Source organism: Flavobacterium laiguense, from assembly GCF_003097655.1.
In the GTDB taxonomy this organism is placed as follows: domain Bacteria; phylum Bacteroidota; class Bacteroidia; order Flavobacteriales; family Flavobacteriaceae; genus Flavobacterium; species Flavobacterium laiguense.
On record NZ_QCZH01000001.1, the window covers coordinates 449,007 to 468,173 of the forward strand.

Annotated in this window: 4 protein-coding genes; all 4 read left to right on the forward strand. The window is 38.0% G+C overall.

Annotated features, from left to right (window positions below; genetic code table 11):
* Nucleotides 1-83 precede the first annotated feature (83 nt).
* The 4 genes from DB891_RS01905 to DB891_RS01920 all read left to right on the forward strand — a co-directional run bounded on the left by DB891_RS01905 (nucleotide 84) and on the right by DB891_RS01920 (nucleotide 19,133).
* On the forward strand, nucleotides 84-1,028 hold the full coding sequence (locus DB891_RS01905) for a PorP/SprF family type IX secretion system membrane protein (RefSeq protein ID WP_116760009.1): 945 nt from the start codon (nucleotides 84-86) through the stop codon (nucleotides 1,026-1,028).
* A 950-nt stretch (nucleotides 1,029-1,978) separates the two neighbouring features.
* Entirely contained in the window at nucleotides 1,979-15,427 is a 13,449-nt protein-coding gene (locus tag DB891_RS01910; protein ID WP_116760011.1) for a T9SS type B sorting domain-containing protein, read from the forward strand.
* A gap of 187 nt (nucleotides 15,428-15,614) precedes the next feature.
* A complete protein-coding gene (locus tag DB891_RS01915; RefSeq protein WP_116760013.1) occupies nucleotides 15,615-16,802 on the forward strand; it encodes a phosphoglycerate kinase in 1,188 nt (395 codons plus the stop codon).
* 297 nt (nucleotides 16,803-17,099) lie between these two features.
* Nucleotides 17,100-19,133: a LysM peptidoglycan-binding domain-containing protein gene (locus DB891_RS01920; protein WP_116760015.1), complete on the forward strand. Its 2,034-nt coding sequence runs from the start codon at nucleotides 17,100-17,102 to the stop codon at nucleotides 19,131-19,133.
* Nucleotides 19,134-19,167: the final 34 nt, after the last annotated feature.

Sequence of the window (19,167 nt, forward strand, 5' to 3'; positions counted from 1 at the left end):
TGAATTTTGATTTTAGAATGAAATTGCCATTGATTTTTACAATGTAAAAGCGTCAAGGAGACTAGACAAAAAAAATATTTAAAATGAAAAAAATACTTATATGCTTTTTTCTTTTGACTGTAGCGTTTAGTTACAGTCAAGAGTTAAATGCACCCGTAGCCACTCAATATTTAGCCGACAATCCTTTTGTTGTTTCTCCCACTTATGCCGGTATAGGAGATAATTTTAGAATAAATTTAAACGGATATATGCAATGGGTAGGTATTGAAGACGCACCACGGAATCAATCGTTACATGCAGATTTTAGAATATTTGATAAATCAGGTGTTGGACTAACGTTATACAATGATTCTAATGGGAATACCCAACAAGCGGGTGGTAAACTAAGTTTTGCCCATCACATTATATTGGATTATTATTCTAAGCAGTATCTTTCTTTTGGGGTTTCTTATATTTTGAATACGTTTAGTATAGATATCAGTGATTTTAATAATGGCGAAGTCACGGATAATAGATCGTCGATGAACAACAACTTTGAAGTTGGTTTTTTGTATCGAAACAAAGGGTTTTATGCGAGTTTTAATGCGACCAACATTTTACCTAAAAGTATTGATTTAGCCACTGGATTTGAGCCCAATACGCTTACCAACTATCAATTGTATTCGGGTTATGTATTTAATTCAGGGAACAGATCAGAGCTAGAACCTTCGGTTTTTTATCAATTGTATCAAAGTGATGGCCGATCCGTAACGGATTTGAATTTAAAATACAGAAAATTCAATAAATACGAAGACTACTATTGGGTAGGGGCATCCTATCGTTTTTTGAATGATCAAATAGGTAAGCCACTCGGTGTAGGGCCAATAGTAGGATTACAAAAAGGGTTTGTCTCTATCGGGTATTCCTATCAAGTGACGCTAAACGATTTAGCGGCCTATAATACGGGAACCCATTCGTTAACCATAGGATTTAGGTTCCTTCAAGGCGTGAGTAACTGTCCTTGTACAGAAGGACCGGTTCATGATTAAGTAAGCACCTTTTTTTAAACATACAAAGCACAAATTAGTTCTGGTTTAACGGAATTAATTTGTGCTTTTTTTATTTGTGACTTTCTTCTGATTGTTTTCACAATCAAAATAACATTTCATAACTTTTTTTGCTTAATGCGGTTATAATTCTGAATATTAAGCTGTTAGTTTTTTGTTTATTTATTAATTTTATATAATAATCTTATCTATTGTTTAAAATGAATTGTATAAGAGAATGAACAGGTTTGCTCCATTTTTGAAAGGTTGAATATAAAAAGCGAGAGCAGCAATTCATAAATTAATTTTTGTTTAATTCACGAATAAAAAAAAGTAAGATTATACTTTTAATTGTTTGTAAATTATGCAATGTGTCGATTAAAAGTTTATTTAAGCGAGTTTTTTAATTTTATTTCCAAAAAGTATATTTACATTTGTCTAACGTTTAAATAGGCTTGTAAAGTGCATTTAAACTCTATTTCTTGTTTATACAGAAACAGGTGAATCATACCGTTTTACTATTTTGTAACTAATATGGGATTTTTTTAAATCTGAATTAGTTATCTAAAGAACTTTACTTCAGATTAATTGCTGAATTCCGATTGATTGTAAATAGTATCCAATTTAAAGTTTTATACTTTAAACAAACACAAAAAGTAAGGATTAAATAGAACACACTATTTATTTTTTAGTAATCTTTTTGTAAACGGAGGTTTATCCCCCATTATCTCCCTTTCTTTTTTTAAATTATTTTGATTTTGTATAATGCTACAAAACAGGATGTTTAATGATGCTATTTAAAATCAGCGAGTTGTGTTTTGATTTTATTAAGAAATAGGTTTTCAATTTTTTCGCTATCCCTATTGAGGACTAAAAGGTATTTCTTTTTTACTGAAATCTGTTTTTTTTAAATTTCGATAGATGTTTCTACTGTGGTTTCTAAATTTCTTATAATGAAAAAATGTACGTCTAAATTCATAATAGCTATTGTAGTACTGTTGCTTTTTCATTTAGGCTCGTATGCTCAAAATTTAAAGCCCTTCACGCCTCGTTTTGACCAGGATTTGAACGGGAGCATGCTCTTGATTGGGAATAATATTCTGAGTAAAGACAATAATGATTATAATATTACTACGGGAAGTTCAGCGTACAATTCCAATATAGATATGGTCTATGTTGATATTGATGGTGATCCATCTACATTTAGTTCGAGTTCCGCAACTTTAACCATACCCAATCCTAGTTGTGCCAAAGTACGCTATGCTGGTTTGTATTGGAGTGCTTTACTGCAAAGTGGTACTCGAACAGAGATAAACAAAGTTAAATTAAAAGTTGGTGCGGGTAGCTACACCAATATTGTAGGTGAGGTAATAAAGGATGTAGGTTCTACGGAACTTGCTGGTGGTGCAGGAAATCGTCCCTATGCTTGTTATGCTGATATTACAAGTATAGTTAACAGTTCTGGTAGTGCAGTATATACTGTGGCCGATGTTTTGTCTAGTACAGGGAGGAATGGTGGTACTGGTTTATCTGCAGGTTGGTCTATAGTTGTAGTTTATGAAGATCCTACATTGTCAGCTAAATCGATAACTACCTTTGACGGTTTTAGCGGCATATCCGCTTCAGGTACAGGTAATTTAAATGTCAATGTAGTTGGATTTAGAACCATTCCTAATGGGCCCGTACGAGCGGAATATGCTTTTAGTGCTTTGGAAGGAGATAGGCCTATTAATGGTGATTTTTTAATGATTAATGGGACTAAAGTTGTAACCGTTTCACGCCCCCTCTCCGGTGGTGCTGATAATTTTTTTAACAGTACAGTTACAAACGATTTAGGTGTTATAAATACTAGAGTGCCAAAAAGCACGAATAGCTTAGGTTTTGATGCCGGTATTTTGAAAGTACCCAATCCTGCCACAGTTGCTTTTCCTGGAGGGAGCATCATAAAAAATAAAGATGAATCGGCAATAATTACTTTTGGAACCTCACAAGACACCTATTTTATTTATTTTAATGCTTTTGCCGTCGAAATTATTGAACCCAATATTGTCATTACCAAGGTTGTTCAGGACGCTTTAGGCAATGATATGAGTAATGCCAATGTAACGCTGGGGCAAAATTTATTCTACGAAATTGAATATCAGAATAAAGGGAACGATGATGCTGTTGGTTTTACCATAAAAGATATACTTCCCTTAAACACTATTTTTAATCCAATTGATTTAGATTTAACCAATTCTGGAGGAGCTACTTATACGTATGATGCAGCTACCAGGACCATAATATTCACTATACCTGATAGTGCTGTTCAGGAAAACGACCCTAAATTTAAGATTCGTTTCAAAGTACAGGTAGTGCTTACCTGTAATGAGTTGAGTAATGCGTGTTCTAATATCATCAGAAATCAAGCCTTTGGCAATTATAAAGGGAGATATAGCGGTAACACCATCAATCAGGATCCCAGTATTCCCTCAGCTTCACCCTGTCTTTTTGCCATTCCGAGTCCCACCAATTTTTTGGTTGGTTTAGATGGTTGTGTTTATACCCGAAATGAAATTTTATGTGGAGCCACTACAACTTTGAATGCCGCTTCTGGATACAGTACCTATTCGTGGTCAAAAAATGCCGATGGTTCCAATCCTTTTGCTTTTACCCAATCGATAACCGTAAATGCTGTGGGAACCTATTATGTACGGGATACCGCAATTGCACCCTGTTTGTCTATTACTGAAATTATTAACGTTTCTTTATTTGGAGGGACAGTAACTAATCCTGTACTTTCTTTTGCAGATCAAATCGTTACTTGTCCGAATGACGGAAAAAAATTACCCTTAATTTTTCTGTGTGGAGGCAATGCCACTAAGTTAATTACCTCCGGTATTTCAGATGGTTCAACCATTGTATGGGAAATATTAAATGAAAATGCCTCTTGTCCTGCCGCTACGAGTACTACAGTATGTGCCAACGAAAGCAATTCCTGTACTTGGACCCAAGTAGGAACAGGACAAGACTATTTGGTCAACGCGGCAGGACAATACCGTATGGTTTTAAATTACCCTGGAGGTTGTTTCAATCGGTTTTATTTTAATGTGTATCAAAATTTACTCAATCCTACCGCAACCGCAATTGATAAAGTTTGTACAACTGCGGGACAAATTACAGTTGGGGGAGTTCCGCCTGGGTACGAGTACAGTTTGGACGGGGTTACCTATCAGGACAGTAATGTATTTGTTATCAATATTGGGGAAATTTACACCGCTTTTGTCAGACAAAAGGGGGTAACGACCAATCCCTGCGTTTTTACCGTGCCGAATATTTTTGTGAGAGAACGAGATTTTACTGTTGATACTTTTATAACGCAACCGCTTTGTAATGGCGGATTAGGAAGCGTTAAGTTGGCAGCCAATGATGTTTTACCCCAATATTTTTATAAAATTTCGCAAGGCGGAAGCACTGTAAATAGTGTAGGGCCCATTATAGCGAGCGATTACACCTTTGGTAATTTATTGGCAGGAACGTATCAAGCTGAAGTTTCTACATCAGACGGCTGTATTTCTAATTTTGATGTGATTATTCCCAACACCCCATTGTTGCAAGCCACAGCTGCTATCACGATTCCGTTAACGTGCAATAATGGTGAAGTGACTGTGTCTCCCACAGGAGGAACTCCACCTTATTTTTATTTTGTAAACAGTACTACGATTTTTCAGGGTGATCCCAAAATAGTCATTACAGCTCCAGGAGGAGTGTACAATATTGATGTAGTCGATGCGAACAATTGTCCGACCACAACCAGTATTACGGTAGCGCAAACACCAGCACCCACTTTTGATGTTACTCCTACAAATGTGCTTTGTGCAGGAACCAATACGGGAACGATTACCTTTGGTTCTATCGTTACCAATGGGAATACGCTTCGATACGCCATAGATGTTATCCCCGGAACACCAGCGATACCCGGAACACCGGACACCGCCGAGATTCCGGCAACACCACCTACAGGAACCTTTGTTAGCTCTCCCGTGTTTGCGGGACTGGCACCCGGCACTTATGCTGTTGCGGTTGAATATACGATTGCTGGTCAAGTGTGTTATTCGAATTTGCAAACGGTTATTATTAACCCAGTTAGTCCCATAGTAGGGTCAGCTAGTTTAACTCAGCCTTATACCTGTGGTCAAAATGGTGAAATAACCGCCACTGCCTCGGGCGGAGTTGGGTTACTAACCTATAGCATCGATGGAGTGACTTTTCAAGCTAGTCAGGTGTTTGGAGGTTTGACCAATGGCACGTATTCCATTACGATAAAGGATGCTAATGGTTGTGCTTTTTTAACGAATTCGGTTACGATTGACCCATTGACTCCTCCTACGGATTTGGGTTTTGTTGCATCTGCATTGTCATGCTCGACTGTTCCGCCAAATGTTTCAAGCGTAACGGTAACTCCTACGGGAGGATTTGGGGCATTAGCCTATACTATTTTGCCGGCCTTGCCCGCAGGGGTTACGGTAGCGGGCAATGTGTTTTCTGGATTAGCAGCGGGGACTTATACTTTTCAGGTGACCGATGCCAAGAATTGTAGCTTTCAAAAGGATTTTACCATTGTGCCTTTGCCAACTCTTACGGTTATTGGGCAATTGGTTTCCAATGTAAAATGTTTTAATACTGCTACTGGAGCAATTAGGTTTACGGTTTCAAATTTTGGTGCTGCTGCGGGATTCACATATACAATAAACGGTATTGCTCAAGGTGCAGGACCCGCCTCAGGAATAATTGATTTAGTTAATCAGCCAGCGGGTACTTATACTGTTGTAGTGACCGATGTGACTACTACTTGTACAGCCACAATCTCGGTTACAGTAGCGAACGCTCCAGCTGCTTTGACCACATCACTAGCGGTGAGTCCAATTAAATGTTTAGGAGTTAATGGAAGTGTAACCATTATCGCTTTGGGTGGATGGGGTGGATATTCCTATACGCTTACGCCTCCTGCACCTGGAGTACCAGTGACTCAAGCCAGTAATACTTTTGCTAATCTTAGCGATATAGGGAATTATACAGTTGTTACAACTGATGCTAATGGGTGTCCTATTACGGATACTTTTACTTTGACAAATCCGGTTTTACCCACGGCAAGTATTGACCCTTTATCTGATTTGTGTTTTGATGGGGTGAATGCCGCTATACTTGTGGTTACCACCGGAAATGGGAATCCGACCCCTGCAACGGCTGTTTTTGATTACAGCATCAATGGAGGTGCGACTTATCAAGCGAGTAACACTTTTTCGGGTTTAGCCCCAAATGCTGTTGCTCCGGGTTATACCGTAACGGTTCGGGATGGGTATGGTTGTACCGCTACGGCAAGCCAAACGATACAACCGCAACTTACGGTAGGCACGGTTTTGTCCAAAGATTTGGATTGTAACGTACCACCAGACGCTGCCATTACAGGAACGATAAGTGGGGGAACGGCTCCTTATGCAGTAAGTGTAATTACTGCAACAGGTACAGGGACTTTAACACAACCAGTTGGTCTTGGCACAACATTTACTTATGTCACAACGACTCCTGCCGACTATCAATTTCAAGTGACGGATGCCACTGGTTTGGTTTTTCAGCATTGTACTGCGCTATCAACTGTGACGACAATTAATCCAATTATAGCCCCAACATTTAGTTTTACCCAAACTCCAGAAACATGTAATACTTCTAGTGACGGAACTATTGTCGTTACTCCAACAGCTGGAGTGGCTCCTTTTAAATATATAATTGATGGTGGCTTACCTCAAGTTTCTAATGTCTTTACAAATTTGCAAGCAAGAGTAGCCTCTTATCAAGTTCAGGTTGTCGATGATAAAGGTTGTCTCTCTGTAGCTAAACCTGTTACGATTACGGAGCCAGATTTATTGACGATTTCAAGTGTTGTTTCGCCATTTACCTGTACGGCGAATGTTGTGAATGCTACTGTTGTAACTATTACTGGAGGAGGAGGTATTACCCCCTATACTTTTAGTTCTGATGGGGTTAATTTTTTACCAAGTAATACGCTACCAGTACCTGATACGAAATATGCTTTTAGTGTTATAGATAATGGAGCAATTCAGAATATAACCTATTTTGTAAAAGATTCAAATGGTTGCTTGATTAATAAAGTGGTCACTATAAATCCATTCCCGAAAATAACGACTGCTCCAGTATCAATTACCACACCGATTGATTGTAAAAATACAGGAACAGTAACGATATCTCCAGTTGGAGGTTCTGGGAATTATACTTATCAATTATTGCCAAGTTTAGTTACACAGGTTTCAAATGTCTTTAGTGTCACTGTTCCAGGCACTTATAGTTTTCAAGTAAATGATGTGACTACAGGTTGTACATTTACTACAGCTCCTTTTACGGTTGCCCCTTTTAATACGATTGATGTTGTTGCTACAGCCACTGCTCCTGCTACTTGTTTTGGAGATACCAATGGTTCAATTGCCATCAATGTTACGGGTTATTTAGGAGCATATAGTTATAAAGTATTAGGGAGTACGCCATTAATTTCGGGAACAGGGGATTCTTCAGCTTTAAACCCACAACCAATTTTAGGACTTACGGGCGGTAGTTATACAGTTGAAGTTACAGAAACGGCAAGTCCATTTTGTATAAAAACATCAAATGTTGTGGTGGTTGATTCCCCAAGTTTGCCAGTATCAGTAACGACTAAAACGATTAATGATAATTGCAATGCTAATGCAGGTCAAATCACGGCAATTGCGCAGGGTGGAACCGGACCTTATACGTATCAAATTTTATTGTCAACCGATCCAGCCCCAACGGCTGTAAGTCCAGGTTGGGTAGCTTTGAATACCTTGAATGCGGAATCTGGAAATTATATCGCTTACGCCAAAGATTCCAGAGGTTGTATAAGGCAAATAGCAGTTCTATTAGGATTGGATCCAACGCCTGTAATTGCAGCAGTTGTAAGCAATCAGTGTACAGCCATTGAAGGTGGTTTTGCTATAGATGTTACTTTGCCAACGGCTGGTATTGCACCTTACAGTTATAGTGTTGATGGTGGAGCTTATCAAATTCAAACGGCACCATTTACGATAAATAATTTAGCTTCTGGAGCGCATACGGTGCAGGTTAAAGATTTTAATGGTTGTGGGAATACGGTTAATTTGACTATTTATCCAGTTTTAAAAACTAACGCTGTATTAACAAAAGACATTACTTGTTCCTTGACACCTACAAAAGAAGGTCTTATCACTGTTACGACAAATGGCGGGAACGGTCTTTATACTTATAAAGTAAAAATAGGTATAGGTGCTTTTGGAGTTGCTTCACCTCCATTTGCAGGTCCTACATTTACCTATGCGCCAACTTCGTTACTATCTGAAACGTATACTTTTGAAATTACAGATGCAAATGGTTGTATAGTTGAAACTAATGTAATTACAACTACTCCAGCCCTTCCGCCAACTGCAACAATTAATGCCGTTAACCCAACCTGCAACGGTTCTACAGATGGTTCCATAAAATTGGAAGGTTCGGGTGGGGAAGCACCTTATACGTATAGTATTTCGGGCGTAGGAGGTTTGGGAGTTGCCAATGTTTTTGGAGGGTTAACTTCAACTCCAGGAATTTATAATTTTATCATTCGTGATAATAAAGGGTGTGATGCTACAGGAACTGTAACGTTTATTGACCCTGTTGCTATTGTAGCCACAACTTCACAAGTGAATGTAGTTTGTTCAAATACTGCATCAGGTAACACTTTAGGCAGTATTACTCCACTTATAACTGCTGGTGGAGTTGGACCTTTTGTTTATAAATTATATAACAATATTTTTGCACTAGTGAATAGTAGTGGTTCTATTGGAGCAAATACTTATACTTTTCCTAGTTTAAACTTTGGTGATTATTATTACACCATTGTTGATGCCAATGGTTGTGAATTACGTAGCCCAAAAATAAGTATATTGGCACCTATATTTACTACGATTCCTACTGTTGCAATTGGACTTACTTGTGCTGATGGTGCCACTGTAGTGGTTACTGCCGAAGGAGTTTCTCCTTTTACCTACTCAATAGTTGGAAATCCTAATTCAACGGATGGAGTAGGATTTCCTATAAATCCTGTTGGACCAACCCTGTCTACCACTAATACTTTTGTGAAAGTGCCACTAGGTACGAATTATATTTTTAAGGTAACAGATGCTAATGGTTGTGAATTTAGTCAATATGTACCGATACCTAATCCTTATGGAATAGCAGTCACTGCAACAGGAACTAATATCACATGTAATGGTGCAATAACAGGGAGTGTCGCTTATACGGTAAGGGGTTATTCTCTAGCAGCAACAAGCTTGAATTATTCAGTTGTAAATACAATAACTAATGTCTCGGTTTTTTCAGGGTCAGTAGCTGTTGATATAGCAGGTGCTGATGTAAGTTATACTTTGGGAAGTTTGCCCCCTGGAAGTTATAGCATTTATATTACAGAAGTAGCAGGTTCTGAGTGTACTGCCCAAGCTCCATTTGATATTATTCAACCAACACCACTTACTGCAATTATCAGTAACGAGGTCAATGCAAATTGTTTTACAGGCGCACAACTTACCATCGCCGCATCGGGCGGAACAGGACCTTATCAATATGCTTTTGTAGCTGATGGTGCCCCTCGAGCAGCTGCTTACGGAGGAAATAGCTTTACAACATTAAATCCTCCAACATTAAATTGGGATATTTGGGTAAAAGATTTTAATGGTTGCGAATTTAAAATTGATAAAACTATAATTCTAGACCCAATCCCAATCATCACTACAGCTGTTGTTGATAATTGTGTTCCAGAAGGAACTTTTACAATCAATGTTACTCAAACAACTGCTGGAGTTGCTCCCTACACGATGAGTGTAAACGGAAGTGCTTTCCAAAGTGTTTCGGGTTTAAGTTATACAATTTCAAATCTAAACTCAGGAACTTATACCATAATTGTAAAAGATGCAAACGGTTGTGAATCATTACCAGTAGTTCAAACTATTGCTGCACCAGTAAGTGTTAGTACTGTTTTGACCAAAGATGTTGATTGTTCTTTAGCTCCAGCTTCACCAGATGCTACTATTACAATAACAATTAAGGACGGTTATCCAGATTATAGTTATAGGGTGAGTATAAATGGGTTTCCATTTGCTGGTGCATATACTCCTGTAGGTTTTGGGTTTACCACATTTACTTATACAATTGCACCAGTTTTATCTACTACAACCTATCAGTTTGAAATAACGGATGCTAATAATTGTACTACGTTATCAGGTATCACTACAATTAACCCGATAATTTTGCCAACAGCAACAACAAACATAACCAATGTTAGCTGTAATGGTTCTGCCAATGGAAGTGTAACCATTGTGGCTAGTTTAGGAGTTGGGCCTTATACGTATAGTTTTAATGGAAGTCTATTTACTTCAATAACTACTTATACAAATTTAGCAGGTTCAATAGCGGGTATTGCTTATCCTTTCATCGTAAGAGACAGTAAAGGATGTTTGTATAATGGAAGTGCAACAATAACAGAACCTGCGCCAATTGCAGGCACGGCAGTTACAACGGTTCTTTATACTTGTTTAAGTAAAGCAACGATAGAAGCTCAAGCTGTTGCGGGAGGAACTGCTCCATACGAATATAGTATAGATGGAGTTACTTTTCAAGCGTTACCTACTTTCGCAGGATTGGTTAATGGCACGTATTCCATTACCATCAAAGATGCCAATGATTGTACATTTGTTACACCTCCAGTAATCATTGCTCCATTGACACCTCCAACGGATTTAGGTTTTGTTCCAACAGCAATAACTTGTCCAACGAATAAGTCGGATGTAGCGTTAACAGCAACAGGCGGATTTGGTGCATTAGAATACCAAATTACGGCACCAGTTGCTTCAGCTACACCATATCAAGGAGCGAATGTATTTAATAATTTAGCGCCAGGAACTTATACTTTCCAAGTAAAAGACGCTAAAGATTGTACATATCAAGAAGATTTTACGATTGTACCGCTACCAACATTAACCGTTGTAGGTCAGTTAGTGGCCAATGTTCAATGTTTTGGTACAGCCACGGGTTCTGTTCAATATACGGTTGCAGGGTTTGGAGGAGCAGGATATACGTACACAATTAATGGAGTTCCTCAAGGAGCAGGGCCAACAGCACCAGCCGTAATTACGATACCAACTTTGCTGGCAAACACTTATACAATTGTAATAACAGATGTTACAACAAACTGTACTGTTTCAACTTCAGTTATAGTTACGGAGCCAGCTACTAGTGTAGGTATCACATCAGCAGTAGCCACCAATGTCAATTGTAATAAATTCGATTCTCAGATTACTGTTATAGGAACTAACGGTACGCCAAATTATACTTATACAGCAGTTATAGCAGGAACAGGACCTCCAGCTCTAGGGACTTATGGACCAAGTAATGTTTTCAATGTAAATACCGTAGGAGGTACTGTTTTAGGCTGGGATGTGTATGTTAAAGACAATAATGGATGTGTTGTTTCTGCTCCAACACTTGTAACTGTTATTTTGGATCCACCACCATCTGTAGCTGTTACTGCAGCTGCATCCAATCAATGCAATACAACTGGTGCGCTTTATACTTTTACGGCTACAGGAGCTAGTGGTATTCCGCCTTATGAATATTCTATTGGGAACGGGTATCAAACGATTCCAACATTTACAGTTGCTCTGCCTACTGTGCCAACTTCGTATACCGTAACCATAAGAGATGCCAATGGTTGTACGGCTACAAGTCCTACGCCAGCCACGGTTTATCCGCCTCTAGGCTTATCCGCTAGTTTTACCACTCCGCCAATATGTATTAATGCTGATGGTACAATTACAGCTGTTGGAACTGGTGGCACTGGGGCTTATACCTATACATTGCTACCAGTTACCGCAGGAGTGACAGAGGTAGGAGGAGTGTTTTCTAATGTGCCACCAGGGAATTATACCATTACCGTTGCTGATAGTTCTGTTCCAACAGCGTGTACTAAAACAGTTCCAGTAACTATTGCCATTCCAATTGCGCCTGTCTTTGTACTTGTAGATATTGCAGTTAATAATGTGAGTTGTAATGGTGCCAATGACGCCATTATAACTGTAAACCTAAATCCATTAACCAATATAGATCCGCTTTATACGTATACGCTAACGCCAACTGCTCCAGCTGGTCCGCCTACGGGTCCTCAAAGCAGTAGCTTATTTTCAAATCTTCCTCCGGGAACTTATGACGTAACGGTAACTTCTGGTAGAGGTTGTCCTACAAAAGTTACTGGTGTTGTAGTTGCAGAACCAACTGTTTTGGCGATTTCGAGTGTTACAGCTACTCCATTTGCCTGCGCTTTGGATAATTCCAAATCTGCATCGACAGTAACTATTATTGCTTTGGCGGGAAGCGGTACAGCTCCGTATTTGTTCAGCATAGACGGAATTAATTATACCTCGACGAACACTTTTAGCGTGATTGATAACGGAACTAATTATACTTTAAATGTAAATGTAAAAGATGCTAATGGCTGTATGGCTAATGGCTCAGTGGTAATTACAACTCTAATTCCATTAACAGCAGTCGTTAATCAAAACGCTTCGATTACGTGTACTAATCCTGAGGATATTACTATTACAGCAAACGGCGGTTCTGGAACTTACAGCTATCAGTTGTTGCCAATTGGAATTCCTAATCCGAATGTGATTCAAGATGCTATACCAAATATTTTTCACATCAGTGCCCCCGGCGATTACTATTTCCAAGTCAACGATGTAACCACCGGCTGTACTTTTGCGACAGCGAAATACACCGTAGTACCATTTAATTTAATCAATGTAACCGCTACTCCAACGGCATCAGTAACTTGTTTTGGCGATACTAACGGAACTGCCGTTATCACTATCACAGGATATACTGGAACGTATGATTACCAGGTACTCGACAGTTCCGGAAACCCTTATGGCCTATTGGTTACAGGAAACACCACGCCTGTCCCTATAACAACAACAGGCTTAACAGGAGATAGTTACACTGTAAGAGTCACAGAAACAGCTACTCCATTTTGTACATTTATTACCAATACCTTTACCATCGCTTCACCAGCAACGGCACTTGCGGTAACTGCTGTAAAAACTGCCGATGCAACTTGTACCAACGACCAAGGAACCATAACCGCTACAGGGATAGGTGGTTGGGGCGCTTTGGAATATGAATTGGTAGGAACAGTCAGCGTTGGTTATTCTTCAAACAGTACTTTTGGTAATTTGCCAGCAGGAAATTACACTGTAAATGTAAGGGATAGCAAAGGCTGTATTAGTTCTTCAACTGTTGTGGTGCTTGCTTCTCCATTGCCTATACTTCTCACTGCCTCAGCAAGTGTATTATCTGTTAAATGTAATGGCGATACCGATGCAATAATTACAGCGACTGTAAATGCGCCACAAGGAGGTCAAGTTGGTAATTATTCTTACACTTTAAATGTGCTTTCAGGAGGGGATTCTGGACCACAAACATCTCCTGTTTTCGGCGGTTTGGGTGCTGGAACATATACTGTGACTGTAACTGATGGTTGGAATTGTAGTGGTATATCAAATACTATTGTCATCGATGAGCCAGCTCCAGTTACAGCGAGTTTGGTATTAGCTTCCGGGCCAACCTGTAATATTGACCCAATAGTCACTTTGACAACTAGTGGAGGAACAGCTCCCTACACATACAACATTGATGGTGGAGCAATAGCATTAGGAGTATTAAATCCAACAACTACTATTCCAATTCCTCTAACATCATTACCTATTGTGAATCACTACTATGTTGAAGATGCCAATGGCTGTAAAAGTTTTATATCTAATGATATCTTGATTGAACCATTAGAACCGTTACTTATCAATTTAGACCTTTCTAATGCTTTTATCAATTGCAAAGGAGATGCTTCTGGAGTAATAGTGGCAAAAACACAAGGGGGTTTAGGGAATTACACTTATACCTTACTGGATGGTTCAGGTAATCCTCTTCCCGTAGCGGTACAAAATAGTCCAGGAATATTCACTCAACTGTTTGCTGGTTTTTATCAGATACAAGTAGATAGTGGTATTGATTGTAAAATAACTTCAGTACGTTTTGAAATCAAAGAACCTGTACTTGCTTTAACCCAGTCCAATGTGGTAACCAATGTGCTGTGTAACGGAAACAATGACGGTCAAATCGTTATTACGGCTCAAGGCGGAACAGGCATCATCCAATATGCGATTACCCCTAATTTGAATAAATTTGTTGATCAAAACACCTTCATAGATCTTGCACCCGGCAATTATCAGTATATTGTTCAGGACCAGGCGGGTTGTTTTGAATTGGTTTTATTTGCTATTACAGAACCCAATGTGTTAACAGTAGCAACCACGCCAAATTCGATCGTACCCGAAATTTGCTTTGGAGATGTAAACGGAGAATTCAAAATTGACATTGCTGGAGGAACGCAACAATACAGCACCAGTTTGGATAATGTAAATGGCGTTTATACGGTATGGCCGGTAGGACAAACGCAAATTCATTTTACGGGTTTAACAGGTGGTTCACATACCGTATATGTCAAAGATGCCAATGGATGTACCCAAGAATGGACAGTGGTATTGCCGCCATCCGTTTTCCTAGACCCTAAAGCCACTGTAAATTATGCCTGTGTGAGTAACATAGCTGGAAATACCGTAACAGTAACCATTGATACCAGCAATAACCCTGTCGATGTAGATTATGCTTTAGACGGAATCGCTCCTTATCAAGCCAGTAATGTATTTGTAGATGTGGCTCCCGGTACGCATTTTATTCAAGCAAGACATACCAATGGATGTATAGATGTTACGAGTTCTTTTGATATTGCAAAAATAGATCCCTTAGCACTTACCTTGAGTCAAGGCTCAGGGTTGAACCAAATTGTAGCAACACCCACAGGAGGTTCTGGCATTTATCAATTTACACTCAATGGGGAATCCTATGGAACTCAAAACAAATTTATTTATTATCGTACTGGTGATTATACCGTTGCCGTAACCGACAGTTATGGCTGCACGGCTACGGCGACGATGTATTTTGAATTTATTGATATTGAAATTCCAAATGTATTTACACCAAATGGTAGCGGAACCAATGATACTTGGAAACCTGAAAAAACAGATAATTACCCCGATATGATTTTAAAAATATTCGATCGTTATGGTCGTGTGATTGCCACTTTGGGTCAAGGACAATCTTGGGATGGAAATTACCATGGAGCTGCACTACCAATGGGAGATTACTGGTATGTGTTAAAACTCAGAAATACACAAGACGATCGTGAATTTGTCGGACATTTTACATTGTACAGGTAGGAGGTTGCAGAAGGTAGGTTGAAGTTTGCAGAATTCAGTTTGCAGAAGGCAGGTTTCAGAAAACCAAAAACAGTGATTTACATCGATTTCGTTAGTAAATTCACAATTTATTTAGAATTTTCAAATTTAATACTTGTTTAAAAGTTATATCTTTGTTTTTCTTTCAAAAACAACTAATAAAAGAACCATGAAGACTTTAAATAATTTTGATTTTAATGCTAAAAAGGCCATAATCCGTGTAGATTTTAACGTTCCTTTAGACGAGAATTTTAATGTAACTGATGCTACTCGAATTGAAGCTGCAAAACCTACCATAGATACTATTTTGGCTCAGGGAGGAAGTGTAATCTTAATGTCTCACTTGGGTAGACCAAAAGGAGCTGAGGATAAATACTCATTGAAACACATCTTGAAAACGACTTCGGACATTCTTGGAGTACCGGTTCAATTTGCAGCAAACTGCGTGGGTGAAGAAGCTCAAAATGCGGCTAAAAATTTATTGCCAGGTCAAGTGTTATTATTAGAAAATTTACGTTTTCATGACGAAGAAGAAGCAGGAGATGTTGCTTTTGCAAAAGAATTGGCTTCACTTGGGGACATCTACGTAAACGATGCCTTTGGAACGGCTCACAGAGCGCACGCTTCGACTACTATAATCGCTCAATTTTTTCCAACCAGTAAATGTTTCGGACTTTTATTGGCTAAAGAAATTGAAAGTTTAAATAAAGTATTAAAAAACAGTGAAAAACCTGTAACTGCAGTTCTTGGAGGATCTAAAGTGTCTTCTAAAATTACGGTTATCGAAAATATTCTAGACAAAGTTGATCACATGATTATTGGGGGTGGAATGACATTTACTTTCGTGAAAGCTTTGGGCGGAAAAGTTGGAGATTCTATTTGTGAAGATGACAAACAAGAATTGGCACTTGAAATTTTAAGATTAGCCAAAGAAAAAGGAGTTCAAATTCATATTCCAGTAGATGTTATTGCTGCCAATGATTTCTCTAATACGGCAGATACCCAAATTGTAAACGTTAACGAAATTCCTGATGGGTGGCAAGGTCTGGACGCAGGTCCAAAATCATTGGCTAACTTTGAAAAAGTAATTATGGAGTCTAAAACTATCCTTTGGAACGGACCATTGGGTGTTTTTGAAATGGAAAGTTTTGCCAATGGAACCATCGCTCTTGGAAATTATATCGCAGCTTCTACTCAAAACGGTGCTTTTTCACTTGTAGGTGGAGGAGATTCGGTTGCGGCAGTAAAACAATTTGGTCTTGAAGACAAAATGAGTTACGTTTCTACAGGTGGAGGTGCTATGTTAGAAATGCTAGAAGGTAAAGTGTTACCAGGAATAGCAGCTATTTTAGACTAAGACACTTTTTTAAAGAAATATATCTCAGAAATTTAATTTCTGAAACAATGAAAAAACTAGTAGTAATTTATTTTACTGCTAGTTTTTTTTATGAAAGAATTTTATGAAACAGTGTCATTTAAAATGAGAAAAATTAAATTTTTGAAAATTTTTACGCACAAATGAGTAAAAATCAAGTGAAATATCGAGTTTTTTTGTATTTTTAACATTATTTATTGCTTTTTTTAAATTTTACCCCTTAAGTTTGTATTCCTTAATTTGTAATTATTTGAATAATAGCATATTGAAAATATATTTATGACTTTAAAAAATACCACCCTCACTTTTTTCCTTTTGCTAACTGTTTCTGTGTTTTCTCAAAATTTTGTTGAGAAAAAAGAATTGGTAAGAGCAGAAAAGCCTGTATCCTATTTAGACTCCATTAAAAATTCTTTTGTTAAATACGATAGAACAACTAAAACAGACAGTCTATGGATGAATCAGGTATCCAGTTTTGATATTTATAATGATATAGAAACCGACATCAATACGGTTAATATTGATACCGATATCGATAAAGAATTGCCTACTGAATTGTTAAAAGAAAGACTGGCGGCTATGGATGCCAAATCGCCTTTTAATATTGAATACAACCAAGGTTTAGAAAATTTAATAAAATCATTTCTTAAAAACAGAAGAAAAGCATTTGCCAATCAAATGGCCATTTCAGAGTATTATTTTCCAATTTTTGAAGAGGCGTTAGCCAAACAAAACGTTCCATTAGAGATTAAATATTTAGCTGTTGTAGAATCGGCATTAAATCCAAAAGCAGTTTCCAAAATGGGTGCTACAGGTTTGTGGCAATTTATGTATCATACAGGGAAACAATACAATTTGAGTATTGATTCTTATGTTGATGAACGTAGCGATCCTTTGAAATCCTCTGAAGCAGCGGCACAATACATGACCAATATGTATACTGTTTTTAACGATTGGGATTTGGTTTTAGCCTCATATAATTCAGGTCCAGGAAATGTAACCAAAGCAATTCGCCGATCGGGAGGGCAACAAAACTTCTGGAATATCAAAAAACATCTTCCTCAAGAAACACAAGGGTATGTCCCTGCATTTTTGGCGACTATGTATATTTACGAATACCACACCGTTCATGGTATTGTTCCCAAAAAAGCTTTAGTAAAACATTTTGCTACCGATACCGTAATGGTGAAGAAAGAGATGTCTTTTACCCAAATTTCCAATTTATTAGACATTCCGGTAGAGCAACTACAAGCATTGAATCCTTCGTACAAACGCAATGTTATTCCAAATTATGTTGGAAAAAGCCATTATTTAACACTTCCTTCTTCAAAAGTGGCGGTTTTTACTTCAAACGAAGATAAAATTTATGCCTATGTTCAATCGGAATTAAACAAAAGAGAAAAAACCAATGATGTTAGAAAGTTCAATAGCATCAAAGATTCTGCTACTGCAATAGTCTCCAATACCACTGTAAAATACTATAAAGTGAGGCATGGCGACAATCTGGGTGATATTGCCAAAAAGAATGATGTTGTAGTTTCGGATTTGAAAAAATGGAATCACCTCAAAGGGAATTCAGTGGCTACTGGAAAATCGTTGAAAATCATTATAGATAATACGGATTCAAAAACAAGTTTGGCTTCTAATACCAATAAGAATAAAGTATTGATTGCGGCAGATTCTCCAAAACTGGCCGATGCCGATGCCAAAACGAGTTCAATCGAGAAAAAGGATACGCTTGTTTCTAATGCATCGAATTTTTATATCGTTCAAAAAGGAGACAATCTAAACACGATAGCCAAAAAATACAATACGACTGTAGCCGATATTCAAGAGTGGAATCACCTTTCTTCTACCAATGTCAAATTGGGAGTTTCTTTGCAAGTGGTAGTTCCAGTATTAGAAAATTCAGCAGCGGTTGCGGTCGCAGCTCCAGTACTTAAAGACATTCAATACGAAGTTCAAAAAGGAGACAATTTAGGAAACATAGCCAAAAAATTCGGAACTTCTTTGGCAGATTTAAGGCAATGGAATAATTTACAAAATAACAATCTTGCTGTTGGAAATATTTTAATAGTAGCCAAAAATGAAGTTGCTATTATCACCAACAATGCAACGGTGGATTCTTTTAAGAAAAGAGACATTACAACAGCTTCTAAAAATGCCGATATCGATTATCTGGTTAAAAAAGGAGATTCTTTATTTAGTATATCCAAGCAATACCCAGGAGTTACAGTATTTGACTTAAAAAAATGGAATAATATCACCGGAGACAATCTTAAACCGGGAATGGGACTGAAAATAAAAGGATAATACAATAATCTGCTGTATTTTTGAGGTCTATTCT